Raw genomic sequence first — 24464 nt, forward strand, 5'->3', positions numbered from 1 at the left:
TCTTTCCTCCTCTTCTTCCCTCCGGGCGCGCTTTTCCTGCGCCGCCGTCCGCGACTCTCACGGCTCTTCCTGTGTTGTGCGAAGGTACAATTGCCCGCTCCAGAGGCCTTTCCTAGGATGTTTGCAAGCTGGCGTACTTGCAAAGCCCAGCCCGTCAACTTGCCGTTTATCGTGTTGGGTTTTGCGGGGCGTCAGTGATTGAAGAGCATGTTTGCAATGCTTTCGTTGGAAGACGGGAACGCAAGCTGCCGGGTACCTAAAAACGACACATCGTGTACGGCAGGTTCATGAGCTGCCGAGAAAAAATCGGTGGCAACGAACAGAGTTTTCATTCCAGAAAACTCATGTCGGCAACAAATTAGGGAGGAACCGGAGTGATAAGGACTCTCAAATATTCTGGTGTTGTCTTGGCAACGGCCTTGCTCGCGTCTGCAGCGGCCTCAGCCAGTGACGAGCTTTTGAAAATGCAGGACAACGCGGATGAATGGGTAATGCCGACCGGCAATTACGCCAACCACCGCTACAGCGAGCTCGATCAGATCAACCGGGACAACGTGGGCGACCTGAATGTTGCCTGGACATTCTCAACCGGCGTTCTGCGCGGCCATGAAGGCGGCCCGCTGATCATCGGCGATGTCATGTACGTGCATACGCCCTTCCCGAACATCGTCTACGCGCTCGACCTGAATGACAGCGGGCGGATCATCTGGAAGTACGAGCCCAAGCAGGATCCCGATACGATCCCCGTGATGTGCTGTGACACCGTCAACCGCGGTGTGGCTTATGGTGATGGCAAGATTATCCTGCACCAGGCCGATACCACGGTCGTTGCGCTCAATGCCGAAACAGGCGCCGTGGAGTGGAAAGTCGCGAACGGCGACCCCAAGGTCGGTGAAACCGGCACCTCCGCACCCATGGTCGTCAAAGACAAGGTGATGATCGGGATCTCCGGCGGCGAATTCGGCGTCCGGGGCAGCATGACGGCATACAATCTGGCCGATGGCTCGCGGGCCTGGCGCGCCTACTCCATGGGACCCGACTCCGATATCCTGGTCGATCCGGAAAAGACCACCCATCTGGGTGAGCCGGTCGGCAAGGACTCGGGCATGAACACCTGGGAAGGCGACCAGTGGAAAATCGGTGGGGGAACCACTTGGGGCTGGTATGCCTACGATCCTGAGCTGGATCTCATCTACTACGGTACCGGCAACCCCAGCACCTGGAACCCGTCTCAGCGTCCTGGTGATAACCGCTGGTCCATGGCCATCTTCGCCCGCAATCCGGACACCGGCATGGCCAAGTGGGTCTATCAGATGACGCCGCATGACGAGTGGGATTTCGACGGCGTGAACGAGATGATCCTCTCGGATCAGGAAGTCGGCGGCGAGATGCGCAAGCTGCTGGTGCACTTCGACCGGAACGGCTTCGGCTATTCCATGGACCGTGAAACCGGTCAGCTTCTGATCGCGGAAAAATTTGACCCGGTGGTCAACTGGGCGACCCATGTCGACCTGAAGACCGGACGTCCGCAGGTCGTCTCCAAGTACTCCACGGCGCAGAATGGCGAAGACGTCAACACGACGGGTATTTGCCCTGCAGCGCTTGGAACCAAGGATCAGCAGCCGGCGGCCTTCTCGCCGAAGTCCGGCCTGCACTACGTGCCGACCAACCATGTCTGCATGGACTATGAGCCCTTCCGGGTGTCCTACACGGCCGGTCAGCCCTACGTCGGTGCAACGCTTTCCATGTATCCTCCGGAAGGCAGCGACCACATGGGTAACTTCATTGCCTGGGATGCGACCAAAGGCGAAATCGTCTGGTCCAACAAGGAGAAGTTCTCGGTCTGGTCGGGTGCTCTGGCAACGGCTGGCGACGTGGTCTTCTACGGCACGCTGGAAGGCTTCCTGAAGGCGGTCGATGCCAAGACGGGTGAAGAACTCTACAAGTTCAAAACACCTTCGGGCATCATCGGTAACGTCACCACCTACGTGCATGGCGGCAAACAATATATCGCCGTGCTGTCGGGTGTCGGCGGCTGGGCTGGTATCGGTCTGGCGGCGGGTCTGACCGATCCGAATGCCGGTCTGGGGGCCGTGGGCGGTTATGCAGCCCTGAGCGACTATACGGCGCTTGGCGGACAACTGACCGTGTTCGCCGTGGACTGAGCCGAGGCTTAATCCCTGTTGCCCGCTATTGCGCTGTCTCCATCGTAATAGCGGGCATTTTTTTTCAGGCCCTCTTGTCGAAAACTTTAGCGACACATGACCCTTGATCTCACCTGAGCCAGCATAAGGAAACGAGATGAAACTTCGCCAGCCCTGGACTTTGATGTTTGTTCTGCCGCTGCTTTCCTGGAGCGTGGCCACTCATTCCGGCGAGGCCCAATCCAGCGAAATTGCCAGCTCCGAAGACGGCAAGTATTTCGACAAGGATGACAATCCCATCTACAAGATCGATGAAGACGGGACGGTGGACTGGTTCACCTACAGCGGTTTCCGGCGTTATCATTCCGAATGCCATGTCTGTCACGGTCCCGATGCCCTGGGCAGCTCTTTCGCGCCCGGTCTGACCGAATCGCTGAAAACCATGGATTACGAGGGCTTCATGGAGGTGGTGATCAATGGCCGCGAAAAGATCGGCGCCTCCGAAAACAGCAAGATGCCCTCATTCGGCCTGAACCGGAACGTCATCTGTTATCTCGATGATATTTACGTCTACGTGAAGGCCCGTTCCGACGACGCGTTGCCCCGTGGCCGTCCGAAGAAAAGGGAAGCTAAGACGGATGCAACCCGTGAATACGAGAACTCCTGCCTTGAAGACTAGCGCGTCCCTACACGCCTTTTCGCGTCTGCTGGGCCCGCTCCTGGTGGGGTTCGCGCTTTTCGCGCAAACACCGGCGCTGGCCCAGACCTCGGACCTGGTTGACCGGACCGCGCTCAGGGTCTGCGCCGATCCGGCAAATATGCCCTTCTCCAGCAAAGAGCAGACCGGCTACGAAAACAAGCTCGCCGGTCTGCTCGGCGAGAAGCTGGGTCTGCCGGTCACCTACACCTGGTTTCCGCAGGCGACGGGCTTCGTGCGCCGCACCCTGCGCCTGCGCAAGTGCGATGTCATCATGGGCTTCGCCCAGGGCCATGAACTGGTGCAGAACACCAATCACTATTTCCGCTCTACCTATGTTCTGCTGCACCGTTTCGATTCGGATCTGAAGGGCGTAGAGAACCTCGACGATCCCAGGTTGGCGGGCAAGAAAATCGGCGTGATCGCCGGGACGCCGCCGGCCACGGTGATGGCCCTGAACGGTCTGATGGGCGATGCCAAGCCCTTCCATCTTGTGGTGGACCGCCGCGTCAAATCGCCTGCCGAGGATATCGTCACCGAGATTGCCGACGGCACGCTCGACGCCGGAGTGCTCTGGGGTCCCATGGGCGGTTACTACGCCAAGCAAAATGAGACCGCGATCACCGTCGTGCCCTTGACCCAGGAGACCAAAGGCCCGCGGATGAGCTATCGCATCACCATGGGCCTGCGGCCTCTGGAGCCGGACTGGAAGCATCAGCTCAACGACTTCATCAAGAACAACCAGGCTGAAATCGACAAGATCCTGGTGGACTTCGGTGTTCCGCTGCTCGACGAAAACGATCAGCTGATCAAGCGCTGATCATGGCGGGTTCTGCGTCCTGCGCCCAGCTTCAGCGCGGGTTCCGTTTCGCGCTTTTCGTCCTTGGAACAGTTGCGGTCTTCGCCGCCGGTAGCGCGCGCGCCCAGGCGGTCGCGGAGCCGGAAGGCTACCGAATGAAAGCCTTCCGTGCGCCGGTGCCCGAGAGCCTGACCGGGGCCAGGACCGTTCAGACTAAAGAGGCCATGGATCTGCATGGGGCGGGCGAGGTCGTCTTTATCGATGTGCTTCCGCGGCCGCCCAGGCCCGCCAGGCTGGCGGATGACGTGGTCTGGCGTCCGAGACAGCGCGACAACATTCCCGGCTCGGTCTGGTTGCCCAACGTCGGTTTCGGCGCGCTCAACCCCGAGATCGAAAGCTACTTTCAGGAAAACCTGGCCCGGCTGACCAAGGGCGATAAGGAGGCGGGTATCCTGATCTACTGCCTGGCCGACTGCTGGATGTCCTGGAATGCCGCCAAGCGCGCGCTGACCTATGGCTACAGCCAGGTATACTGGTACCCGCAAGGCACCGACGGCTGGACCGGCGCCGGCGGCAAGCTAGAAGCCTCCGAACCCGTCCCCATGGCCGAGTAGTCGCCTCAGAAAGTCATCGGAAAAATCAGATGCCTCAAGCGTCGGCGTTACAATTGGCCCTTTGAGCAACATCAATCTCCCGAATGAGCAGTTTTGTCTGCTTTTCAAACGAAATCTGAGCCGTCTCGTCAGGTTCCCGTCAGGCTTCTGGGCGATAGTTCCGTTGTGAGGGTGCAGTTGTGATTGGTGCTGTACATGGGCGCTGCCACCAGTAACCTGCAGGGCACCCGCCGTGTGCGCCACCTGAGGGAAGATCGAGAACATGCGCGTCCTGTTGGTAGAGGATCACCCGCCGCTTGCTGAAGCCGTACGGGATGCTCTGCACCGCTCGGGTTTCGTCGTCGATCATGCGGGCACGGCGCAGGAGGCGGATGAGATGGCAGCTCTGGCTGATTACGCGCTCGTCCTGCTCGATCTCGGCCTTCCCGACGGCGACGGGCTGCGCCTGCTTCCAACGCTAAGCGACGGCGGGCGGGTGCCAATTATCGTGCTGACGGCGCGCAGCCGCCTCTCTGACCGTCTTGCAGGGCTCGACACGGGGGCGGACGACTACGTTGTGAAGCCGGTGGAAATGCCCGAGCTCGTCGCACGCTGCCGAGCCGTGCTCCGCCGGCCGGGCGATCGCTCCAGCACGACGCTGCAGATCGGGACGCTGGCGCTCGACACCACGGCGCGGAGCGCGAGCGTAAATGCTGTGCCGCTGCCGCTCGGTCGCCGGGAGTTGGGTGTCCTTGAGCATCTGATGCGGGCTGCCGGTCGGGTGGCGCCGCGGCGCTTGCTGGAAGAGGCAATCTACGGTTTTGACGATGAAGTCGGGCCGAATGCGCTCGAGGCGTCTGTCTCGCGGCTGCGTCGGGGTCTTGAAGCCGCCGGCTGCAAAATACCCATCGTGACCGTGCGCGGCGTGGGCTGGATGTTGCCAAGAGAGGACGAGCGGTGACCGATGCCGTTCCGTCGCTGACGCAGCTCCTGACGCGGCGGCTGGCGCTGATAGCCGTCATCGTCTTTCTACTGAACTCCCTTGCTGTCGGAATTTACTATGGCTCGGACCGTAATGCGCTCGAAAATGAGGCAATCGCGCACGAGACGCAGCGAATGCAGGACGCTCTCGTCGGGCGCAGCGTCCCGGAGGACGCAGCCGTCCGCACGCTCTACGCGGCCCATCCGGACGCCTATGCATTCGCGCTCGTGGATCGCGGCGGGAGCGTCCTTGAGGCCATGAACCCCGAGCTGATCCCGCCCGCGGCCATCAACCTTTTTGCGGACGACTGGGTCACACGCCTCGACACACCCGGCGGCTATCTTCTGGTGGCCGGTCATGAGTTCGGCGAGCAAGAGGACGGCCAGCAACAGGACGGCCAGCACCAGGACGGCGAGCACGAGCATGGACTACGGATGATATTTGTCATGGCGTCCGATCCCGCCCGTCTTCTGTGGCGCGCATTCTTGGGCGAGTTCTATAATCACGTCTGGCTTCCGATACTGCCGCTGGTGCTCCTTCTCATCGGCGCGAATATCTTCCTGATCCGCCGTGGACTCGCACCTATCGCAGCCGCTGCCGAATGGGCGCGCAGTCTCCGCCCCGGCGAACCGGCACCGCAGCCCCCCGCAGCCCAGGTGCCGGCCGAAATCGCCGATCTAATCGATGCGACGCAGCGCTCGCTTGACCGGCTGACGGAGGCGTTCGACGCCGAAAAACGCCATGCCGCCGAGGCAGCCCATGCCCTTCGAACGCCGGTCGCAGTGCTGGTCGCGCGGCTCGATGCCCTGCCACCGGGTGAGACGACGGACCGCTTGCGCGCGGACCTTTCCGCCCTCTCACGTACCGTGCAGCAGGTGTTGGCGGCATCGCGGGCGGACGTCCTGACCCTGCCGGAGAACACCACGGTGGACCTGCGCGACATGGCTGAAGCCGTCACGGCCGCGCTTGCACCCTTCGCCTACTCCAAGGGGATCGAGCTGTCTCTAACCTTGCCGGACGGCGGTGTCATGGTGCGTGCCGACCCCGAAGGCGTCGAGCTGGCGCTCTCAAATCTCGTCGAGAATGCCATACTTCACGGCTGCGCCGGCCCGGTCGAGATCTCCGTCGGTCCTGGACCCGTCCTCAGAGTACGAGATCACGGGCCAGGCCTTCCTCCGGAGGCACAGGGCCACCTCTTCGAACCCTTTTGGCGCGGCCCGGGCGCAGTGCCTGGTGGGGCGGGCCTCGGTCTTGCCATCGTCGATCGGCTCCAACGCGCACAGGCCGGTAGCGTCGAGGCCCGCCCCGCGCCTGGTGGCGGGGCCGAGTTTATCTTGTCGTTCCGCTCCTCGGTATAGCAAGTCGTCAGACTGCCGTCAGGTTCAAGCGGTAAAAGCTTCTCATCTGATCGATTAATAGCGATTTGCGTTTTTCTTGAACCAGTGCATCTCAAAATCTGCGTTCAAGATCAGCAATTTGCTGATCGAGAGGCAGCGGATTTTGTGTCTGTTTAAACGCAAATTGCTTTAGATCCCTGAAAGGAGCAAATCATGAACGAACCAAATCGAACCGACCTGCAACGCGCTGGAGATTGGCTTTCGGGCGAGATCGGGGTTCGCGTTTCCCGAAAGCTTGTTGTTGCGGCGGGTCTGGTCCTGCTCGTCCTCGTCGGAATAGCGATCGACTAAGCGATCGCCGCCTCTCTCCAAGACGACAAAATCACTTCCAGCCCCGAATTCGTCCTTCTGAAAGGATCCGTGACATGAAGATCATCGCGACCGCCACGGCCTTCGCGGCCATCCTTACAACCGCCGCTTCTGCCAGCGGGTCGATCACGCCGATCGACGACCTCCAGCGGGGCACCATGGTGACTGTGCAGGGCACTGTCGAACGCATTACAGACGAGGACGAATTCCGCCTCGCCGACGCGACCGGCAGCGTTCGCATCTATGTCGGACCGAACTGGGTGCCTGCAGATGTGGGCGAGGCCGTCACCGTCAAGGGTTTCGTCGACGACGATCTGGGCCCACTCGAAATCTATGCACGCAACCTGACCCGTGCTGACGGAAGCGTCATTACGTTCGACCGCCGCTACGAGTGACCGGGTGCCGTGGGGCCCGGCTTGCGCCGGGCCCCGAACCCGCCCCCATGGTGCAGTAGCCGTCTCGGAGTGTCGTCGTTTAATCGATGAAACGGCTCACTTGTCGGCGAGATACTTGATCCTTTGGGCAACAATGCCCTCCCTGCCGAGCAGGCTTGTCAGTCTTTCAAGCGAAGTCTGAATACGGCGTTTCCAATAACCGGTGAAGCAGCCATTCGCATCCGGGACCACTTATAGCGGCGAAGCGGACATAACTGCCGTTCACGGCGTTCTCCGGATTCCAGCACCCACGAAACTTGCGGCCGAACCCAAAACATCACGGCCAAACGGCTGCGCCCTCCAGCCCTGCGGTTTCTGGCAGGCTGCAGATCAGGTTCGCATTCTGCACGGCCTGACCAGCCGCTCCCTTGCCGAGATTGTCGACCACGCCCATCGCGATCACCAGGTTGCGCTCTGGATCGGCCGCATAGCTGACGAATGCGAGGTTCGAGCCGGTCGCCCATTTGGTCTGCGGCGGCTTCTCGGTCACGCGGACGAAAGCCCGTCCGGCATAGAAACGCCGGGCCGCGTCCAGGCACTGGTCCGTGGTGGCGTGGCCGCGGCAGTAGATGGTGACCAGTACGCCGCGGGTCATGGGAACCAGGTGTGGCGTGAACACCAGTCCGCTAGCACTGCCGCCACTCAGCCGCTCGATTGTCTCAGCCATCTCGGGCATGTGGACGTGCTTGAGCAGACCATAGGGGATCAGGTTCTCGTTGCTCTCGGCGTAGCCAAACCTGCTGTCGGATCCGCCCCGGCCAGCACCGGATATTCCGGTTTTGGCATCGATCACGATATTGGCAGGCTCGATCAGCTTATCGACCAGAAGCGGGGCCAGCGCGTTCAGCGTTGCCGCGGGGAAGCAACCGGGGTTCGCAACCCGGACCTGACCCTTGATCTGGGCTGGCCAGACGTCGGCCAGGCCATACGCCCAACCCTCGACGTGGCGGTGGTCGCCCCCGATATCAACGATTTTAACGTCCATGGGGACGCGCGCCAGCGCTCCGGCTGAGGCCCCCGTCGGCAGTGACGCAAACAGTACGTCGAGCTTCGGCAGGGTCTCAGGATCCCACTTCTCGATCACCAGCTCAGCCAGCTTGCCCGACAGGCCAGGAAACCGGTCCGCCAGCCGGCTGCCGGCGCTGCTCTCGCCGGCGGCGTAGACCAACTCGAAAGACGGGTGGTTCGCGACCAGGCGCATAACCTCGCCGCCGCCAAAACCGCTGATACCGACAATGCCAACGCGAATGCTCATGGCGGTGTCCTAACTGCTGGAGTGAGCGAACAACTCTTTTGAACCCGGACCGATCGCGGCGAACGGGCTGATTCTAACGGGCTGCATGGAGGCGTCCTTATTGACTATCCGCCTGTTCCGCGCAAGAGCATCGTGGCGGGACAGGCCGGGTAACTTGCCAGGCTCCAGACTTTTGCCGTTGACAAAAACCGGTATATCGATATATTTCGATATATGGATATCGCTAAAACCCTCGCGGCCCTCAACAACCCGGTGCGCCGGCAGATTCTTGTCTGGCTCAAGGACCGTTCCAACTTCCCGCCCGCTCTGGCGGAACATGCGGAGCTGGAGGGGGTCTGTGTTGCCTACATTCAGGCAAAAGCCGAGCTGTCGCAGTCTACGATTTCCAGCTACATGGGCCTCCTGAAGGACGCCGGGCTGGTCACCTCGGAACGCCATGGCCAGTGGACCTTCTACGCGCGGAATGAAGAAGCGATCGAAGCCGCCATGACCGCGCTCACCCGCGAGCTGACCAAGTCATGATCGAACAGCCCCTCGAACTCCCCAACGGCGTGGTCCTGAAGAACCGCATCGTCAAGTCCGCGATGTCCGAAGCACTGGCCGACGCGCGGAACAATCCGACAGCTGCTCTGATGGAGCTCTTCGAGCGATGGGGCGCGGGCGGCGCCGGACTGCTCATCACAGGCAACACCCCGATCGATCCCTGGCATCTCGAGCACGCCGGCAATTTCGTGCTCGACGCGCAGTCCGACATGGGCCGCGTGTCCGAGTTGGCGGCGCGGGCGAAGTCCGGCGGTGCGAAGGTCCTGGCGCAACTCGCCCATGCCGGCCGGCAGACCCCTGAAGCCATCAACCCGCAGCCGCTGTCGATTTCCGATCTACGTCTGAACTTATCCGGTTACGGCGCGCCCGTCGCCGCGACGGACGCGCAGCTCGAAGACGTCGCCGAAAAGTTCACGCGCTCTGCGGAGCTTGCCCAGGAGGCCGGCTTCGACGGCGTCGAGGTTCATGCCGCCCACGGCTATCTCTTGAGCTCCGCCTTATCGCCCCGCATCAACATCCGCAAAGACCGCTGGGGTGGCGCTCTGGAAAACCGCGCGCGCCTGCTTCTCTCGGTTGTCCGGGCCGTCCGCGCGCGGGTCGCACCCGGTTTTATCCTGGCGGTGAAGCTGAACTCCTCCGACTTCGAAAAGGGCGGCTTCGATCATCAGGAAAGCGCGCTGGTCGCCAAAATGCTCGAAGCCGAGGGGGTGGATTTCATCGAGATCTCGGGCGGCACCTTCGAGGCACCGACGGCCTATCAGCATAGCTCGAAAAAGCAAAGCACCATCGCGCGCGAAGGCTATTTCCTGGACTACGCCGCCGCCATCAAGTCGGCGCTGACCATCCCCTTGATGGTCACCGGCGGCTTCCGTTCAGGCGCCGTCATGAAGGCGGCCATCGCCGAGGCGAAAACCGACCTTATCGGCATGGGCCGTCCCTTTATCGTCGATCCGGACTTTCCCGCAAAACTTCTCTCGGGAGAGATCGCGGCGGCACCGTCGGTCGAACGGGAGTTTCCGCCCGCCGACGATCTGCCGCGCGGCGCGGTGCTCAACTGGTTCTGCCATCAGCTCGCGTTGCAGGGTTCGACCGGCGCAGCCGCCCTGTCGCTCCCCCTGATCGAGGGGCATGCGCGCTATCTGGCGAGCATAGAATCCGCAACCGAGCGTCTTTTGGAAGCGCGTTGCCAGGGGGGCGGGCAGGAACTTCGGTGTCACTGAAGGGTCCCAACCCCTTTTTCGATGCGGAACCCCCGCTTCAGAGTAATGCCCGGCTACTTCAGCTTGTCGTTGATCCCGTCGAAGCCGGCGGTGTAGATGCCGCCGACGATCTTTTTGGCTTCGGCTTCCTCGACCCCTGCGGGATCGAAGGTCGAGGACCATTCGATCACCGACTGACCGGCGTTGTCCCCCGGCCGTACGGTGATCTTTGAGACGTAGTTCTTCACCGGCAGCGGACCCTCGACGATGCTGTAGCTATAGGTCATGTCATCGAGGGAGTAGCTATGCAGCTTCTCCTTCAGGATCGCGCCGTCGGGCAGGGTCAGCGAGCGGTAGACCCCGTTGCCGCCGTCGCCGGAAAGTTCCAGCTTCACCACCGCCGGATGCCATTTGTCCAGGTGGCCGTATTCGCCGATGAGCGCCCAGACCTCCTCGGCCGGATGATCGATGGTGGTGGTCTTCATGACGTCCAAGGCGCCGGATGCGCCGCCCGCACCGCTTGGCGTAAGGGCCGCGTGCGAGACAAATCTGGTGAATCTCATGCTTCTCTCCTCCGTGTATTTTTTCGTTATAGAACCTCATGCGGTTCGGGGAACCGCCGGGTTTGACCGCTTTACTCCAGGTGCGTCGCCAGTTGGCGCGCCAGGGCGAAGAGGCGCTGCTCGAGCAGAACCGGCACCTCGCAGACGTAGGTCAGGGACTGCTCCCGCTCGTCAAAGACCCGCGTATCCCACAGCAGTTGCTCGTCCAGTTCCTGCGCCCGTTTCAATTCTTCCACCGTCGCGTCGCTCTTGCTTTGCAGCTTGTTGGCTTCCGCTGCCGTCTCCTTGATTCTCTTGGCAAGCGCAATCTGCCGCCGCGCGAATTTTTCAATCCCCGCAATGATGTCGGAGCGTTCGGCGTTGGTGTGACTGAGCAACCCTGTGAACAGCACCGTCAGCTTGGTCTGCTTACCGTCGCTCAATGTGTTGGCGTAACCGTCGATGCGCTCCTGGGCTTCCTCGATCGGCACCCGGCGGGACGAAAGAGTCTGCACCAGGTCACGGACTTCGCCATCCTTGCGCCAGCTCCGGTCGCTCTCGTCCACCAGCGGCCCGCCCCACATCATGCCGGCGGAGATATGCGGCACCTTGCGCTGAACGCAGGGCCAGTAGGGATTTTCCGGATCGGTGGCGAAGGCGCTGCTATGACCGATACTCCAGGCCAACGCCGTTACGGCGGCAAACAGGACGGCCGTGCGCGACAGGTTTTTGAGATTTGCTTTCACGGTTCCACGGGCTCCTAATTGTCGACAGACCCTCGGTTTTACTTCCCGCCGGGACCGCCGCGCCGGGCGATCAGTCCCTTGGAAGGATTGTATGCGAATATTGCGCCGCCGAGAAACAGGATGGTGAAGCCGGCGACGACGGCCAGCGCTTCCAGATTGAGTTGTCCGTAAAGCGCAAAGCGAATCAGTTCCACCACGTAGGTGAAGGGATTGAGCAGGCAGATCTCGTAAAGCAGGGGGCTGGTCTCCTTCATCCGCCACAGCGGGTAGAGCGCTGAAGAGGCAAAGAACATCGGAAAGATCACGAAGTTCATGATGCCCGCGAAGTTTTCCAGCTGCTTGATGCCCGATGACAGCAGCATCCCCAGCGCCCCCAGCATCAGGCCCGAGAGGATTAGCGCCGGGATCACCGCGAGATAACCCCAGAGCGGCGGCTCCACTTCCCAGAACCAGGTGATGGCGAGAAAGACCGCGACCTGCAGCAGGGAGACCGCGACCCCGGCCATCAGTTTGGAGGTCAGCAGGAACCAGCGGGGAAAGGGGCTGACGAGCAGCGTGCGCATATTGCCCATCTCCCGGTCGTAGACCATGGAAAGCGATGACTGCATGCCGTTGAAGAGCTGGATCATCGCCACCAGACCCGGCGTCACATAAACCTCGTAGAGCACGTAGGTTTCGTAGGGCGGGATGATCGAGACGCCCAGCACGGACCGAAATCCGGCGGCGAAGATAAAGAGCCAGACCAGAGGGCGCACCAGCGCGGCGATGAAGCGTTCACGCTGCTGCAGGAACCGCAAGGCCTCCCGCCAGACGATGCCGCGCAGGCAGTGCAGGTAGCCTGTCAGACTGAGGCCCCGCACTTCCTGTTCTGTTGGCGGTGTTGTCATGCGCCCGCACCCTCGAGGCTTGGTGCCTCGGTCTTGGCCTGCGTCAGCGACGCGAAGGCTGCGGCGATATCAGTGGCACCGGTAGCGGCGAGCACAGCGTCGTGGGTGCCGTCGGCCACGACCTTGCCGTGATGCAGCACCACAACCTGTTTCGCGGGCGTGACCTCGTCGATCAGGTGGGTCGCCCAGAGTACGGCGAGCTTGTCGTCCTGACAGAGCGCGGTGGTCCGTTCCACGATATCGCGGCGGGAATCGATATCCAGCCCTACGGTCGGTTCGTCCAGCAGCAGCAGTTTCGGATCGTGCAGCAGCGCGCGGGCAATTTCGACCCGGCGCATCTGACCGCCGGAAAGGCGGCGCGCTTTCTCCTTCGCCCGGTCCGCCAGCTTGACCCGCTCCAGCTGCGCCTCCGCCCGTTCGCGGGCTTCACGTGGGGTAAAGCCGTGCAGGGCCGCGTGGTAGAGCAGGTTCTGCATGACGCTCAGGTCCAGGTCCAGGGTGCGCTGCTGAAAGACCACACCCAGACGCTGCAGGGCTTCGCCGGGCGACCGCCGCACATCGTGCCCATAGACGCGGATCGCGCCGGAGGTATTGCTGTAGAGGCGCGTGATCAGCGAAAACAGCGTGGTCTTTCCGGCGCCGTTCAGCCCCAGCAAAACGCAAAACCGCGATGGCGCGATCGAGAAACTCACCTCGTCGAGCGCTTTATTCGGACCAAAGCTGTGCGTGAGGCCGGCCACTTCCAGGGCGCGCAATGTGCTCTGGCGGCCGGGCGCGGTCACCTCCTCGGGCGCTGCTTGGGACAGTGTCACGGATCGACCTCTATGCGGCGCGGCACGTCAGTGGATTGTCACTCTTGGGAGATCGCCACGCCCCAGGGGAAGCGGCCGACGCCGATCGATTTTATCACCCGCAGCTTCTCGGTGTCGATCACCGAGATGTCGTTACTGACGCCGTTCGAGGTGAAGAGCATCTTTTCATCCGGCGTGAAGGCCAGTTGCCAGACCCGCTGCCCGACCAGCAGGTACTTCTCGACCTCGTGGGTCTCGCCGTTGATCACCGCAACCCGGTTCGAGGGGCCGAGGGCAACAAAGGCGCGCGAGCCGTCTTTTGTCACCCGAAGTCCGACCGGCTGGATCGCTTCCGGCTGCACGCCCGGGACTTCGAAGGAGATTTTGGTAATCATCTTGCGGGTTTTCGCATCGATGACCGCCACGGTCCCGCCGATTTCCGAGGTCACCCAGAGCTTTTCGCCGTCTTTATTGAACTCGGCGAAGCGGGGCCGGCTGTCGACCAGGAGATTGTCGAAGATCTCGTTGGTCTCGGTGTCGATAAAATGGGCCATGTTGGTGGTCTCGGAGGTGTTCACCAGGACCTTGCCGTCCGGGCTGATTCCCATCCCCTCCGGCTCCACACCCACCGGAATTTCCGCCAGCACCTTGTTGTCGACGATGTCGACCACCGTGACCAGATTGTCGTCCTCGTTCGCGATGTAGAGTGGGTTGCCGCTCGGGTGCAGCACGAAGAGCTCCGGATCGGGCCCGGACGGCAGTTCCCGGACGACCTGTTTCGTCTCCACGTCGAAGACCTGAACCGTGTCGTCGTCGCTGGCGCAGATCAGCAGATACTTGCCGTCGTTGGTCAGCAGGATCCCGCGCGGCCGCTGGCCCACCGCAATGGTGTCGGTGACCTCCAGCGTCGTGCTGTCGATGATGCTGATGGTATTGTCTTTTTCGTTGGAGATGTAGACCGTGTAGGCCTCGGCCGAGGGCGCAAAGCCGAGACTTGCCGTCAGGCTCGCTGCGGCCAGAAACTTACCGGCCGCTAACATCTTGAGTGCCGTTTTCATATTTCCCTGTTCCTCCTGAAGTGACGGTCTTCTTTGCCGTATTCTGTGGGAGCTTCCGCTACTCGAAGCGGCACTCCGATTCCGGTTCGTCCAAACCCATGGTATCCAGCAGCGATCGTTCATGCAGGAAGCCCTGCTGCGGCGAGGTCGAGACCAGCGCCCGCGCCGCGGTCAGCAGGATCGGCTGCCGGAGCTGCCCGTTCCAGGTGCGGAAGGTCAGCTTCTGGCCTTTGAATCCCGCCAGCTCGAAATCCGGGCTGCGGATGTAACCCTCGATGTCGGCGAAAGCCGTCGACTGGGTGCGGGTTGCGCCCTCGCCGATGGTGCGGATCGCGGCCCAGACGTGATAGTCGAGCGGGGCCATGAAGCGCCCGTTTGTCTTGAGAAAGCGGCTTTGCAGCTGCGCGGCGCCCCATTGCTCGTGGGTCCGGTGCCAGGTCGTCGGTGTCAGTCCCTGCGTGCCCACGATCGGGCGCGGATCCCAGGTGCGGTAAGCCAGGTATTCGCCGAACTCTCCGATCTCGTCGGCGACTACCAGCACATCATAGTCGGCGTCCTGGGTAAAGGCGGGCACTTCGGCCTGCGCGGTGCGGCGGGCGTCGGGACCGTAGTCCCAGTTCTTTTCCGCGACGATCTTTGTGCCGAAGCGTTTTGCCGACCGCCTGATGGCCTTGGCGAAGCGGGCGTCGCTGTCCCGGCGTCCCACCACCAGGAACCAGTTGCGCCAGCGTTTCCAGGCCAGGAACTGCGCCAGTGCGTCGGCGAGCATCGCCCGGCTCGGGATGATATGGAGCACGTTGGCGCGGCAATCCGCGCCGCGCAGCCTATCGTCCCTTGCGCCCGCATTGAACAGCAGAACGTCCTGGTCCTTCGCGTGATCGGCCATTTTCAGCAGGGCGTCTGCCGGCACGTTCAGTACAAAATGCTGCAGACCTTCGGCCCGCAGCGTGTCGAAAGCAGCCACCACATCGCCGTCGGCCGGAACCTCCAGGTGCTTCAAGGCATAGGCCTGCTTCATGAAACGCCCGGTTGTATTGTTGTCCTTGATCGAGAGCAGGCCACCGGCGAGGCCTTCATCTTCCGGCGGGATATCCAGGTTGGAGAGTTTCGGCGGCCGCTCGACGATCTGGCTGATATAGGCAATCGCGACTTCTTCGCTTTCCGCCGCCGCCGTTCCCGCCATCATCGGCATCAGGCCCCCGGTTATCGGCATAAGGAAGGCAAAGAAGCCGAGTGCATTCAGCAGCTTGCGCAGAGCGGTCGCGTGCGGAGATTTTGCGCGGAAGTTGCGGCCCGGCTGTGCCAAGGCGTCGCTTGGGCAGCCTTCGTATTTCGCCAGGGTCGTGATCGGAGTCATTTCGATGCCAGCGCGCTCCCGTAGTCTAGACCGGCAAACAAAATACCACTTAGAGGCGCCACCCTAAATAGCGTTTCGGGCGATAGACCTAGTACTATTTGCCAATTGTTCCGCTCAGGTGCCTACGGAGAATCCCCTGAGGGACTCTGTTTTTTTGGGGAGGAGTACCTGAGAGACGCCTGTTCCTTGAACCGCGGGACACGAGCTAAGGGGAGTGTGACGACAGATGCGTATCTTCTTCGTTTCGGCCCTCGCTCTCTTGCTTTGCCTGGCCGCTCCGCTGCGGGCCGAGCCCGAAAAATCCCGCGCGGCGATCTTTGATTTCGAGCTGATCGATACCAGCCTGGAAGGCGCGGTGAAGGGCATCAATCAGAATGAGAGCAAGCGCCTTATCCTGATCAGTGACATCCTGCGCGAAAAGCTGTCGGACTCCGGACTCTATGAAATCGCGGATCTCTCGCATTTGAAGGCGAAGATCGACGATGCCGGTTACCTGCACAGCTGCAACGGCTGCGAGGTCAAACTTGCCGCCGAAGCTGACGCGCAGCTCGCGATTACCGGCGTGGTCCAGAAAGTCAGCAATCTCATTCTCAACATCAACGTCTATATGCGGGACGTGCAAAGCGGAGAGATGATCCGCAGCGCCTCGGCGGACATTCGCGGCAACACGGATCAGTCCTGGAGCCACGGCATTTCCTGGCTCGCGCGCAACCGCTTGCTGAAACCCTGAGGAGGGCCGATCACGTGAGAAGCTTAAGGCCCCTGTTTCGCATCTCGCGTAGAGTGGCATTGATATCCGGACTTCTGGCCTGGCTCGCCGCGGTTCCGAACTTTGCGGCTGTTGCCGAGCCTAACACGCTGAAGGTCGGGGTCCTGAAGTTCGGCACGGTGAACTGGCAGTTGGAGAGTCTGCAGTTCAATGGCTTCGACAAGGCCGCAGGCCTGGATCTCGAGGTGCTGGCTTTGGCGTCGAAGAACGGCACCAGCGTCGCGCTGCAGGCCGGTGACGTGGATATGATCGTTTCCGACTGGATCTGGGTGAACCGCCAGCGGGCCAGCGGCGAGGATTTCGTCTTCGTGCCCTACTCCACTGCCCTGGGTGCACTGGTTCTGGGTGAGGGGAGCAGCATTTCGGATCTCGCCGGCCTGAAAGGCAAGAAGATCGGAATTGCCGGCGGGCCGGTGGATAAGAACTGGCTGGTCCTGCGGGCCTGGAGCCAGAAGCTTCACGGTTTCGACATCGCCGACAGCGCAGAGGCGGTCTTCGCCGCACCGCCTCTCTTGAACGAGCAACTGCGCAGCGGACGGATCGATGCGGTTCTGACCTTCTGGCCTTACGCGGCCCGCCTGGAGGCCGCGGGCGCAAAGCGCTTGCACTCTGTCGGCGACCTGGTCACGGACCTGGGCGTCTTCAAACCTGCCGCGCTGGTGGGTTACGTGTTTCGCGAGCGCCTGCTGCAGGACCGGCCCGGTGCCGTCGAAGGCTTCTTCTCCGCGGTCGCGGCGACCAATGCCCTCCTGGAAAAATCGGACGGCGAGTGGGAACGTCTGCGTCCGGCCATGCGGGCCAGGACGGACGCGTCATTCGAGGCTCTGAAAAAGGGTTTTCGCGCCGGTGCGGCGTCGCCTTTCACACCCAGCGACCAAAAGGACGCCGCCGCGCTATTTGAGATCCTCTCGGCGACCGGCGGCGAAAAACTGGTCGGGCGGGGGGTGAGCTTTGATCCAACCACCTTCTGGACACCCAAAGCCGCCGAAGCGGGAGCCCCCAAAACCCAATGAGCAAAACCCCATGAGCGGACGGCTGTTATCTGCGGTCAACTTCATCCTGTCGCTCGGTCTTTTTCTTCTGCTCTGGCAACTGGCGGCCGCCTGGACAGACAGCCCCGCCCTGCCGTTTCCCGCGACGGTTCTCGAGACCTTTTTCCTTGCGGCCGGGACCGGTGAACTGCCCTATCACCTCGCGGTCACCCTGGCGCGCACCTTCGTGGCCTTCCTGCTCTCGATGATTATCGGTGCGAGCATCGGCCTGGTCATGGGCCGCAGCCGCCGGGTCGACCGCTTCTTCGACTCCTGGCTGATTCTTTTCCTCAATATCCCGGCGCTGGTCGTCATCATTCTCTGCTACATCTGGTTCGGCCTGACCGAGGTCGCCGCGGTTCTGGCGGTTTCCGTCAATAAGATTCCGAACGTCGCCGCGACCATGCGCGAAGGGGCGCGGGCGCTGGAGCGGCAGTATATGGATCTCGCTCTCAGCTACCGTTTCGGCGCCTGGAAAACCCTGCGGCATATCATCCTGCCCCAGCTCTCGCCTTTCTTCGCGGCGTCCGCCCGTTCGGGACTGGCGCTGGTCTGGAAGATCGTTCTGGTGGTCGAGCTGCTCGGGCGCAGCAACGGCGTCGGATTTCAACTGCACCTCTTTTTTCAGCTCTTCGACGTGCCCTCCATACTGGCCTACACCATCGCCTTCGTGGCGGTGATCCAGATGATCGAGATCTTCATCTTCAAGCCCTGGGAACGCCACGCCAACAGGTGGCGGTCATGAATTGGCTTTCGATCGATGTTGCCCGAAAGAGTTATGGGCCGAAAAGCTATGACAAGGGTGCCCGCGCGGACCGGGACGGCGCCGTGTCCGAAGCTCCGACGGCGGTTCTCGAGAACGTCGCCTTGAGCATCGAATACGGCGCGTTCGTCTGCATCCTGGGGCCATCCGGTTGCGGCAAGACGACCCTGCTCAATCTGGTGGCCGGTCTCGACAAGAATTTCGTAGGTAACATTGCGTTGCGTGCCACCCGTGCGCAGCGGGAGGCCCGGATCGGCTATGTTTTTCAGAGCCCGGCGCTGCTGCCCTGGCGGACAGTGGGCGAAAACCTGAAACTGGTCATGCGCCCGGATCAGACCGGCAGCGGCGTTGAGCGGGAACTGCTCTCGCAAATGGGTCTCGCGGACTGTTACGACGCCTATCCGCGGGATCTCTCGCTGGGTATGAGCCGCCGGGTCGCCCTGGCCCGTGCGCTGGTGATCGAGCCGGACCTGCTCCTCATGGACGAACCCTTCGTCTCGCTGGACGAAAGCAAGGCCGCCGAGCTACGGCAGCTTTTAATGCGCTTCTGGAAAGCCCGGACCATGACCGTGCTCTTCGTGACCCACGATAGCCGCGAGGCGATCCAGCTCGGCCAGCGGATCATCGTCATGGCGGGATCGCCCGCGACGGTCCAACGCGACGAAATGGTCATTCTCTCGCCGGAGCAACGCGAAGATCCGCTCTACATCGAGGCCCTTCGAAAGCAGATCCTAAATCACACCGGCCCGCAGCTTTAACCGGGGTCTTCGATGACGGCCGTGCGGAAGATTGTCTGCAGACATATCATTTTCTTCAATTTATAAGTAAGCTAATAACTCACGCGGTCTGTCCGACAGCCTCTCGCTCCGCCGGTCTGAGGAGCATCTGTATCGGACGCGCGGAGTGAGGGGTTTACTTTGGAGGGGAACAGGATGCCGAAGCTGCTGGGGAAACTGGCAACGCTCGTCGTGGTGCTGGCACTGTCAGGCTGCGCGGTCAAATTCGTTGAAGACTACGATGTGGTTCTCGATCAGGGCTTATCGGATTACCAGGGGGAAATGGCGGCCTTCATGGCCCGGATGGCCGCGTTATCGAATGCGCCGGAGGGGGAATACGACTCTGCCGGGGTTCAGGCTTTTTATGCCCGCACCTCCGCCGAACTCCAGACCTTCGTCGAACGGGCAGAGGCCATCGACAGCAGCGGCAAATGCGTCGCCGCCGATTACCTCGGGCGCGGCATCAAGGCCGTGGTCGAGCGAAGTGCCGGTTTCATCGACGCCCAGGAACTGCCGCTGGGCAAATATACCAACGTGACCGAGATCGTACGCAGCTATGGCGAAGGCGCGGACGAGGTTGCGATGGGAAACTGCACGGTGGTTATCCTGAAGGTCGTTCAGGACAACCACGGCGTGGTGCAGGAATTGCACAAAACCAACGGCTCCCTGCCCAGGGTGATCGTCGATATCGCCGGGCCGCTGCTCGATCAGTCGGTGCGGATTGCCATCAGGAATGAAGTTGCCAAGAAAAACCGGGGAGACCAGTGATGTCGGTGAATCTCAAAGCCCTCAACGTATCCACCATTTTTCCTCCGATGCTGACCGCCGCGAAAGATGTCGCCGGCTCGAGCTGGGGCGAAATCCGCTCGGTCGTCAAAATCGAATTCAAGGCGCTCGCCAAGCGGATCAAGGAAATCGGCAGGGCCTTTGCGAACGGCGAAATCAACAAAGCCACCGCCAAGATGCTCATGAAGATGGTCCGCAACAACGTGACCGCCGCCATCGCCTTGGTGACCAATCAGGTCCTGATCATGGTCGAGAAAATCGTCAACGCCGCGCTCAAGATCGTCCGCGACGTGGTCAACACGGCCTTGGGTGTTGCGATTTTGTAAGGCCTGATCCTACAGCGTCTGACGATCGCAAATTCAAGATCCCGCTTCGCGCCACTCCTTGTATTTGATGATCGCGGAGAGGCAATGCTGGGTGTAGTCGATTCGGGTCAGTGGGGTCTTGCGGTTTGCGATGAAGGCCCCCCCGAAGGCGGCCAGGTCCGGCGACGTCAGCAGGATCCCGTCCCCCAGGTCGAGCTGGGTTTGACCCGGCTGGATCTGAAAGGTCATGATTTTGCGCATCTCCCATTCAATGCGCGATTCCAGCGGCTGATAAAGTGCATCCTCGGGGCCGGTCAGGCTCAGGGCCGGGATCATCCCTTCCAGGGAATAGCAGGTGTTGGCGTTGAGGCTGCGCTTTGGCCTCAGGCTTGTGAGGTAATTCTCGGCCTGGCTTTGCGCGAAACGCTTGAGCTCTTCGCGGCCCGTATCGCGAAAGCGCCGCTCCGCCGCCATGGCGCCCCAGTGAAAGAAGCCGATGTGCGGTTCTTTTCCGTAGGCCGCCATCATGGCGCGGTCGATGTCTCTGAGTTGACGCTCCAGGCGGGCGCTCTCGAAGGTGGCAATGTAGAAGGCGAGGGCCAGCCAGACCTCGCCGTTGTAGTAGTGGGACTCTTCGGTCGAATCAGGCGCGCGCAGGAAACCGGCGCCGGGCCGGCGCAGGCCGAGCAGGCCCTGCAGCCAGGCTTCGCGCTGCTGCGCAAAGCGGCCGTCGCCGCTGTTGCGGTAATAGTAAAGCTCCGCCAGCAGCGCCAGGGCGGTCGCGCCGCCCTTGATGCCGCTGCGCTTGCCGTTGAAGGAGATCAGCTCGCCCCGATCGACCGGAATGGATTTTCCTGCCAGCGCGGCGACGGCCTTCCGCAGCGGCTCTCTCAGTTCCGCCGTCCGCTGGTGGGCGTAGGCTTCGCCCAGGGCGTAGGCCGTGCCGGCCTGGCGGACGATGTTGCTCTTGCCGGTGGGCTTGCCGCGCAGGAAGTCGAAGTCGTAGTCGAAAAAGCCGCTCTCCAACTGCGCACCGATGAGCTGTTGCTGCGCCGCTTCGATGGCCCGGTCCAGGCGTTCGGGTTGCAGGCTCGCCGCCTGGGATGACGGGAACCCGAGCGTAATGGCAAGCAGCAGGCCGGCGACCCGGGTCGAGAGACGTCTTTTCCTCCCGGGTCGAAGATTGAGGTCGGATCGGACTGTCATCTATTGCCAGCCCGAATCGAGCAGGCGGGCTTCCGCTTCGTCGTCCAGGGGCTCGTCCTTCATGATCCCGTTCAGGAAGCTTTCCAGTACGCTGTCGGTCTGCCCCGACGCCGGGCTGTAGCCGCCGCTCGCCGGGATTTCCTGAACCACCGCGATCTGCTGGGTCCAGGCGCCGTCGTCGCCGCGGCAGGCCACGCCGGTCAGGTCCTGGCTGCCGCTCACGTTGCTGCTGGTGATCCGGTACTCCCGGCAGTGGCGGTCGTTGTTGTCGACGAAGCTCAGCAGGGGCTCGATCTGGTTTTTGGTCAGACCGTCCCCGGAGACCTCTTCGAGGCTCTGCAGGCTGGGGCTGCGCTCCAGCGCGGCGTGCAGGACGGAAGACTGGGGGATCGTTCCCGCGGCGATTACGTCGGGGGCGGAGGGCGCGGTGAAATTCGACAGACCGAACCCACCGCCGATCCCGATGATCAGTGCCAGCGACGCGGCCAGGGGCAGGGCGAAGCGGCGGACCGTGCCCGGCTCTTCGATAGCTGTGACATTTGTATGTCTTTTCGTTTCCCGCGCGGCCCGGATTTGGGACAGATCGGCGATATTCGAGCTCTCTGCTGCGGGTGCCCCGGGGGCTTCCGGCGCGGCCTCTTCGGATCGGGGTTCTTCGAAGAGTTTCAGCAGGCGCTCGGGCACCTCTTCCTGCATCGGGTCGTCGAAGGCCTCACCGGCCAGACGGGCAGCCTCTTGAAATTTATGGACAATTTCCCGGGCGACCGGATCGTCTTTCAACGCGGCCTCGACCTCGGCGGCGGTCTTTTCGTCCAGTTCGCCGTCCGAGTAGGCGATCAGCGTCTCGTCATTGAGCTTAACCATTGTTCGGTTCCAGGCTTGGGATGGGAGCGATGTTCGCGGTGGTTTCGTACGCGACTTCGTAGAGTCTGCGCCGCGCGCGCGCCAGGCGGCTGGTGATAGTTCCGACTGGAACATCAAGGATTTGCGCCGCTTCCTTGTAGGATCGGCCGTCGATGGAGACCAGGGTCAGGACCAGCCGCTGCTCCTCCGGCAGCTCCTCGACCGCGCTGCGCACGCGTTTCAGCGTCAGGCGCGCTTCCATGGCGCGCTCGCCGTCTTCGCCGGCAACGTCGCCCGCGGTCTCCAGGTCGATTTTGTGGCCCCTGACTTTCTTTGCCCGCATCTGATCTATCCATATCGTCTGCATAATCCGAAACATCCAGCTATCCAGCCGGGTGCCTTTTTGCCATTGATCCAAACGGCTTAGCGCCCGCTCACAGGCGGCTTGCACCAGATCGTCCCCAAGATCCGTCGATCCCGTGAGAGCGTAGGCAAAGCGCCGTAAACGCGGCAGCATGGCCACCATTTCTTGTTTGGTCTCTTGCGTCACAGGTCAAACAATCCGGTTGTGATATTCAGACAACGGGCTAAATCCGATTTTCTTCCCGCTCCGGGAAATTTTTTTCGGATTTTTCCTCACTCTGCACTTTTGCTGCCGTAAACATCAAAAAAAATCAGACTTATGGGAAGGTTTTCTCCCGCCGGACGTTGTAGCATTGTAAGTGCTGTTTAAGCATGTCCGACGTAGCGGCCATGTTCGTCAAATTCGGTTCCATGATCGAGAAATGATGATGTCTCTTTTCAAACTCACGCGTTTTCTGATTGTCCTGCTGATTGCTTTTGCGTTGGTCGCGCCGTTACGCCCTCAATCCTTCTTGACGGACGGCGAGAGTATCCTCTTCCCCGCTGCGATGGCGGACGATGATGACGATGATGACGACGATGACGACGACGACGACGACGATGACGACGACGACGACGACGATGACGACGACGATGATGACGATGATGACGATGATGACGACGACGATGATGACGAAGATGATGATGATGGCGAAGATGACGATGAGGAAGACGAACAGTCTTCCGGCGAGACTGACGGTGAGGGATACTCTTTCGAACCTGATGAAGTTCTAGCGGTAAACTCCGATGCTCAGGACCTGCAGCGCGCAGCGGATCTCGGATTTGTCGTGCGGTCTCAGTCGATCCTGAACCGCTTTGGGCTGGTGGTCACGCGCCTTGGTTTGCCGCCGCAGACCGATGCGATCGAAGCCCGGAATCTACTGGCGAACAACGTGCCGGGCATCTACGAGCTCAATCATCTCTATCGGGTCGGTAATGACGCCCGGACGGAGTTGGCCACGCAGATCGGGGCTGAGGCCTGCGGTTCGGATCTGTGTTTGGGAAGGGCGATGATCGGCTGGAACAACGCGGCTGGCAGCTGCGGCGCCGGCGTGCGAGTCGGCATGGTGGACACCACCGTGAATCTAAATCATAAGGCTTTGCAGAACAGCAACATTACACGGCGCAGTTTCATCGAACCGGATCAGATCGTTGCGGTCGATGGTCACGGGACTGCGATTGCCGCCCTGATGGTTTCGACCGATCCGTCAGGCGTCCGCGGGCTTATGCCGGCCGCCGAGCTCTTTGCCGCCAATGCCTTTTATCAGGATGAGAAGGGAGGTTCGGCGGCGAATGTCGTCTCCCTGCTCGCCAGCCTGAACTGGCTGGCATCGCAGAATGTTGCGGTCATCAATATGAGCCTTGCCGGTCCGCCCAACATTGCATTGGGCGCGACGATCAAAAGGCTTGAGAACGCGGGTGTATTGGTCGTTGCCGCTGCGGGGAACGGAGGTCCGGCCGCACCAACGGCTTATCCTGCCGGTTACGAGACCGTTGTTGCCGTGACGGCGGTTGACAGCAGGCGGCGTCCTTATCGGCGCGCGAATCGCGGTGATTACCTCTCGCTCGCCGCGCCCGGCGTGAAGATCTGGGCGGCCAGCGACAACTCGGATGGCAAGTTCCATTACGGCACATCCTTCGCGGCGCCCTTTGTGACCGCAATTGCGGCGGGGATGATCAGTCCGGGGCAAAAGATCGACCCGGACAATCTTCGCCGGAGACTGCGTGAGGGAACGGTCGATCTGGGTGCGCGCGGGAAGGACCCGATCTTCGGTTGGGGATTGATCCAGAGCGGGGACATTTGCCCCGGTCGCTAGCAGGCCGCAGGAAATTGCGATTGCCGGGCGGAC

Annotated in this window: 27 protein-coding genes; 17 read left to right on the plus strand and 10 right to left on the minus strand. The window is 61.6% G+C overall.

Annotation, left to right across the window (positions count from 1 at the left end):
- Positions 1 to 374 precede the first annotated feature (374 nt).
- The 8 genes from FKG95_RS00415 to FKG95_RS00445 all read left to right on the plus strand — a co-directional run bounded on the left by FKG95_RS00415 (position 375) and on the right by FKG95_RS00445 (position 7316).
- On the plus strand, positions 375 to 2165 hold the full coding sequence (locus FKG95_RS00415) for a methanol/ethanol family PQQ-dependent dehydrogenase (RefSeq protein WP_218940021.1): 1791 nt from the start codon (positions 375 to 377) through the stop codon (positions 2163 to 2165).
- 136 nt (positions 2166 to 2301) lie between these two features.
- The gene (locus tag FKG95_RS00420) at positions 2302 to 2823 is read left to right on the plus strand and encodes a c-type cytochrome, methanol metabolism-related (protein ID WP_142894035.1); all 522 of its coding nucleotides are present in this window, start codon (positions 2302 to 2304) and stop codon (positions 2821 to 2823) included.
- A complete protein-coding gene (locus FKG95_RS00425) occupies positions 2813 to 3661 on the plus strand; it encodes a substrate-binding domain-containing protein (protein ID WP_218940022.1) in 849 nt (282 codons plus the stop codon). Before FKG95_RS00420 ends, FKG95_RS00425 begins: the two co-directional genes overlap by 11 nt.
- 2 nt (positions 3662 to 3663) lie before the next feature.
- Entirely contained in the window at positions 3664 to 4254 is a 591-nt protein-coding gene (locus tag FKG95_RS00430) for a PQQ-dependent catabolism-associated CXXCW motif protein (protein WP_142894039.1), read from the plus strand.
- 262 nt (positions 4255 to 4516) lie between these two features.
- Complete coding sequence (locus FKG95_RS00435) at positions 4517 to 5194, plus strand: response regulator transcription factor (protein WP_142894041.1); 678 nt, start codon at positions 4517 to 4519, stop codon at positions 5192 to 5194.
- The gene (locus FKG95_RS00440) at positions 5191 to 6573 is read left to right on the plus strand and encodes a sensor histidine kinase (protein WP_142894043.1); all 1383 of its coding nucleotides are present in this window, start codon (positions 5191 to 5193) and stop codon (positions 6571 to 6573) included. The genes FKG95_RS00435 and FKG95_RS00440 overlap by 4 nt, the downstream gene beginning before the upstream one ends.
- 192 nt (positions 6574 to 6765) lie before the next feature.
- A complete protein-coding gene (locus tag FKG95_RS29485; protein ID WP_179953863.1) occupies positions 6766 to 6903 on the plus strand; it encodes a hypothetical protein in 138 nt (45 codons plus the stop codon).
- Between the two features lie 74 nt (positions 6904 to 6977).
- Positions 6978 to 7316 carry a NirD/YgiW/YdeI family stress tolerance protein gene (locus FKG95_RS00445; protein ID WP_142894045.1) on the plus strand — a complete coding sequence of 113 codons (339 nt, stop codon included), beginning with the start codon at positions 6978 to 6980 and terminating at the stop codon, positions 7314 to 7316.
- A gap of 316 nt (positions 7317 to 7632) precedes the next feature.
- Here the strand turns inward: FKG95_RS00445 and argC are convergent, their stop codons facing one another.
- Entirely contained in the window at positions 7633 to 8610 is a 978-nt protein-coding gene (argC, locus tag FKG95_RS00450; protein ID WP_142894047.1) for an N-acetyl-gamma-glutamyl-phosphate reductase, read from the minus strand.
- 213 nt (positions 8611 to 8823) lie between these two features.
- Between argC and FKG95_RS00455 the strand changes: the two genes are divergently transcribed.
- Together FKG95_RS00455 and FKG95_RS00460 are read left to right on the plus strand one after the other, a co-directional pair.
- Entirely contained in the window at positions 8824 to 9132 is a 309-nt protein-coding gene (locus FKG95_RS00455; RefSeq protein WP_142894049.1) for an ArsR/SmtB family transcription factor, read from the plus strand.
- Complete coding sequence (locus FKG95_RS00460; RefSeq protein ID WP_142894051.1) at positions 9129 to 10373, plus strand: NADH:flavin oxidoreductase/NADH oxidase family protein; 1245 nt, start codon at positions 9129 to 9131, stop codon at positions 10371 to 10373. The genes FKG95_RS00455 and FKG95_RS00460 overlap by 4 nt, the downstream gene beginning before the upstream one ends.
- Before the next feature lie 53 nt (positions 10374 to 10426).
- Here the strand turns inward: FKG95_RS00460 and FKG95_RS00465 are convergent, their stop codons facing one another.
- From FKG95_RS00465 to FKG95_RS00490, 6 genes are all read right to left on the minus strand, one after another.
- Positions 10427 to 10915, minus strand: a complete 489-nt coding sequence (locus FKG95_RS00465) for an SRPBCC family protein (RefSeq protein ID WP_142894053.1) — start codon at positions 10913 to 10915, stop codon at positions 10427 to 10429.
- 71 nt (positions 10916 to 10986) lie between these two features.
- Complete coding sequence (locus tag FKG95_RS00470) at positions 10987 to 11640, minus strand: hypothetical protein (protein WP_142894056.1); 654 nt, start codon at positions 11638 to 11640, stop codon at positions 10987 to 10989.
- 38 nt (positions 11641 to 11678) lie between these two features.
- A complete protein-coding gene (locus tag FKG95_RS00475) occupies positions 11679 to 12527 on the minus strand; it encodes an ABC transporter permease (protein WP_142894058.1) in 849 nt (282 codons plus the stop codon).
- On the minus strand, positions 12524 to 13339 hold the full coding sequence (locus tag FKG95_RS00480) for an ABC transporter ATP-binding protein (protein ID WP_342779187.1): 816 nt from the start codon (positions 13337 to 13339) through the stop codon (positions 12524 to 12526). The genes FKG95_RS00475 and FKG95_RS00480 overlap by 4 nt, the downstream gene beginning before the upstream one ends.
- A gap of 38 nt (positions 13340 to 13377) precedes the next feature.
- Positions 13378 to 14376 (minus strand): YVTN family beta-propeller repeat protein, encoded by a 999-nt coding sequence (locus tag FKG95_RS00485; RefSeq protein ID WP_142894059.1) that lies wholly within the window; start codon positions 14374 to 14376, stop codon positions 13378 to 13380.
- A 58-nt stretch (positions 14377 to 14434) separates the two neighbouring features.
- Entirely contained in the window at positions 14435 to 15733 is a 1299-nt protein-coding gene (locus FKG95_RS00490) for an ABC transporter substrate-binding protein (RefSeq protein ID WP_218940023.1), read from the minus strand.
- A 226-nt stretch (positions 15734 to 15959) separates the two neighbouring features.
- On the opposite strand from FKG95_RS00490, the gene FKG95_RS00495 reads away from it, so the two are divergent.
- The 6 genes from FKG95_RS00495 (at position 15960) to FKG95_RS00520 (ending at position 20184) form a co-directional block, all read left to right on the plus strand.
- The gene (locus FKG95_RS00495) at positions 15960 to 16463 is read left to right on the plus strand and encodes a DUF3280 domain-containing protein (RefSeq protein ID WP_142894061.1); all 504 of its coding nucleotides are present in this window, start codon (positions 15960 to 15962) and stop codon (positions 16461 to 16463) included.
- A gap of 53 nt (positions 16464 to 16516) precedes the next feature.
- Positions 16517 to 17515: an ABC transporter substrate-binding protein gene (locus FKG95_RS00500; protein WP_218940024.1), complete on the plus strand. Its 999-nt coding sequence runs from the start codon at positions 16517 to 16519 to the stop codon at positions 17513 to 17515.
- Positions 17516 to 17525: 10 nt separating this feature from the next.
- On the plus strand, positions 17526 to 18278 hold the full coding sequence (locus tag FKG95_RS00505; protein WP_142894063.1) for an ABC transporter permease: 753 nt from the start codon (positions 17526 to 17528) through the stop codon (positions 18276 to 18278).
- Positions 18275 to 19054: an ABC transporter ATP-binding protein gene (locus FKG95_RS00510; RefSeq protein WP_218940025.1), complete on the plus strand. Its 780-nt coding sequence runs from the start codon at positions 18275 to 18277 to the stop codon at positions 19052 to 19054. The genes FKG95_RS00505 and FKG95_RS00510 overlap by 4 nt, the downstream gene beginning before the upstream one ends.
- Before the next feature lie 174 nt (positions 19055 to 19228).
- Positions 19229 to 19840: a hypothetical protein gene (locus FKG95_RS00515; RefSeq protein ID WP_142894067.1), complete on the plus strand. Its 612-nt coding sequence runs from the start codon at positions 19229 to 19231 to the stop codon at positions 19838 to 19840.
- Positions 19840 to 20184: a hypothetical protein gene (locus FKG95_RS00520; RefSeq protein ID WP_142894069.1), complete on the plus strand. Its 345-nt coding sequence runs from the start codon at positions 19840 to 19842 to the stop codon at positions 20182 to 20184. The genes FKG95_RS00515 and FKG95_RS00520 overlap by 1 nt, the downstream gene beginning before the upstream one ends.
- Before the next feature lie 33 nt (positions 20185 to 20217).
- On the opposite strand, the gene FKG95_RS00525 is transcribed toward FKG95_RS00520, so the two are convergent.
- From FKG95_RS00525 to FKG95_RS00535, 3 genes are read right to left on the minus strand one after another with little or no spacing between them, the layout of a single operon-like run.
- On the minus strand, positions 20218 to 21369 hold the full coding sequence (locus FKG95_RS00525; RefSeq protein ID WP_142894071.1) for a hypothetical protein: 1152 nt from the start codon (positions 21367 to 21369) through the stop codon (positions 20218 to 20220).
- A complete protein-coding gene (locus tag FKG95_RS00530; protein ID WP_142894073.1) occupies positions 21370 to 22233 on the minus strand; it encodes a hypothetical protein in 864 nt (287 codons plus the stop codon).
- Positions 22226 to 22762 (minus strand): RNA polymerase sigma factor, encoded by a 537-nt coding sequence (locus FKG95_RS00535; protein ID WP_246116641.1) that lies wholly within the window; start codon positions 22760 to 22762, stop codon positions 22226 to 22228. The genes FKG95_RS00530 and FKG95_RS00535 overlap by 8 nt, the downstream gene beginning before the upstream one ends.
- Before the next feature lie 235 nt (positions 22763 to 22997).
- Between FKG95_RS00535 and FKG95_RS00540 the strand changes: the two genes are divergently transcribed.
- Positions 22998 to 24431: a S8 family serine peptidase gene (locus FKG95_RS00540; RefSeq protein WP_142894075.1), complete on the plus strand. Its 1434-nt coding sequence runs from the start codon at positions 22998 to 23000 to the stop codon at positions 24429 to 24431.
- Positions 24432 to 24464: the final 33 nt, after the last annotated feature.

This window comes from Denitrobaculum tricleocarpae, assembly GCF_007004665.1.
Lineage (GTDB): Bacteria > Pseudomonadota > Alphaproteobacteria > Kiloniellales > Kiloniellaceae > Denitrobaculum > Denitrobaculum tricleocarpae.

Coding starts and splice junctions, on each gene's coding strand:
- FKG95_RS00420 (WP_142894035.1), top strand. CDS start 2,302: ATGAAACTTCGCCAGCCCTGGACTTTGATGTTTGTTCTGCCGCTGCTT.
- FKG95_RS00430 (WP_142894039.1), top strand. CDS start 3,664: ATGGCGGGTTCTGCGTCCTGCGCCCAGCTTCAGCGCGGGTTCCGTTTC.
- FKG95_RS00435 (WP_142894041.1), top strand. CDS start 4,517: ATGCGCGTCCTGTTGGTAGAGGATCACCCGCCGCTTGCTGAAGCCGTA.
- FKG95_RS29485 (WP_179953863.1), top strand. CDS start 6,766: ATGAACGAACCAAATCGAACCGACCTGCAACGCGCTGGAGATTGGCTT.
- FKG95_RS00445 (WP_142894045.1), top strand. CDS start 6,978: ATGAAGATCATCGCGACCGCCACGGCCTTCGCGGCCATCCTTACAACC.
- argC (WP_142894047.1), bottom strand. CDS start 8,610: ATGAGCATTCGCGTTGGCATTGTCGGTATCAGCGGTTTTGGCGGCGGC.
- FKG95_RS00455 (WP_142894049.1), top strand. CDS start 8,824: ATGGATATCGCTAAAACCCTCGCGGCCCTCAACAACCCGGTGCGCCGG.
- FKG95_RS00460 (WP_142894051.1), top strand. CDS start 9,129: ATGATCGAACAGCCCCTCGAACTCCCCAACGGCGTGGTCCTGAAGAAC.
- FKG95_RS00465 (WP_142894053.1), bottom strand. CDS start 10,915: ATGAGATTCACCAGATTTGTCTCGCACGCGGCCCTTACGCCAAGCGGT.
- FKG95_RS00475 (WP_142894058.1), bottom strand. CDS start 12,527: ATGACAACACCGCCAACAGAACAGGAAGTGCGGGGCCTCAGTCTGACA.
- FKG95_RS00485 (WP_142894059.1), bottom strand. CDS start 14,376: ATGAAAACGGCACTCAAGATGTTAGCGGCCGGTAAGTTTCTGGCCGCA.
- FKG95_RS00490 (WP_218940023.1), bottom strand. CDS start 15,733: ATGACTCCGATCACGACCCTGGCGAAATACGAAGGCTGCCCAAGCGAC.
- FKG95_RS00495 (WP_142894061.1), top strand. CDS start 15,960: ATGCGTATCTTCTTCGTTTCGGCCCTCGCTCTCTTGCTTTGCCTGGCC.
- FKG95_RS00505 (WP_142894063.1), top strand. CDS start 17,526: ATGAGCGGACGGCTGTTATCTGCGGTCAACTTCATCCTGTCGCTCGGT.
- FKG95_RS00510 (WP_218940025.1), top strand. CDS start 18,275: ATGAATTGGCTTTCGATCGATGTTGCCCGAAAGAGTTATGGGCCGAAA.
- FKG95_RS00515 (WP_142894067.1), top strand. CDS start 19,229: ATGCCGAAGCTGCTGGGGAAACTGGCAACGCTCGTCGTGGTGCTGGCA.
- FKG95_RS00520 (WP_142894069.1), top strand. CDS start 19,840: ATGTCGGTGAATCTCAAAGCCCTCAACGTATCCACCATTTTTCCTCCG.
- FKG95_RS00525 (WP_142894071.1), bottom strand. CDS start 21,369: ATGACAGTCCGATCCGACCTCAATCTTCGACCCGGGAGGAAAAGACGT.
- FKG95_RS00530 (WP_142894073.1), bottom strand. CDS start 22,233: ATGGTTAAGCTCAATGACGAGACGCTGATCGCCTACTCGGACGGCGAA.
- FKG95_RS00540 (WP_142894075.1), top strand. CDS start 22,998: ATGATGATGTCTCTTTTCAAACTCACGCGTTTTCTGATTGTCCTGCTG.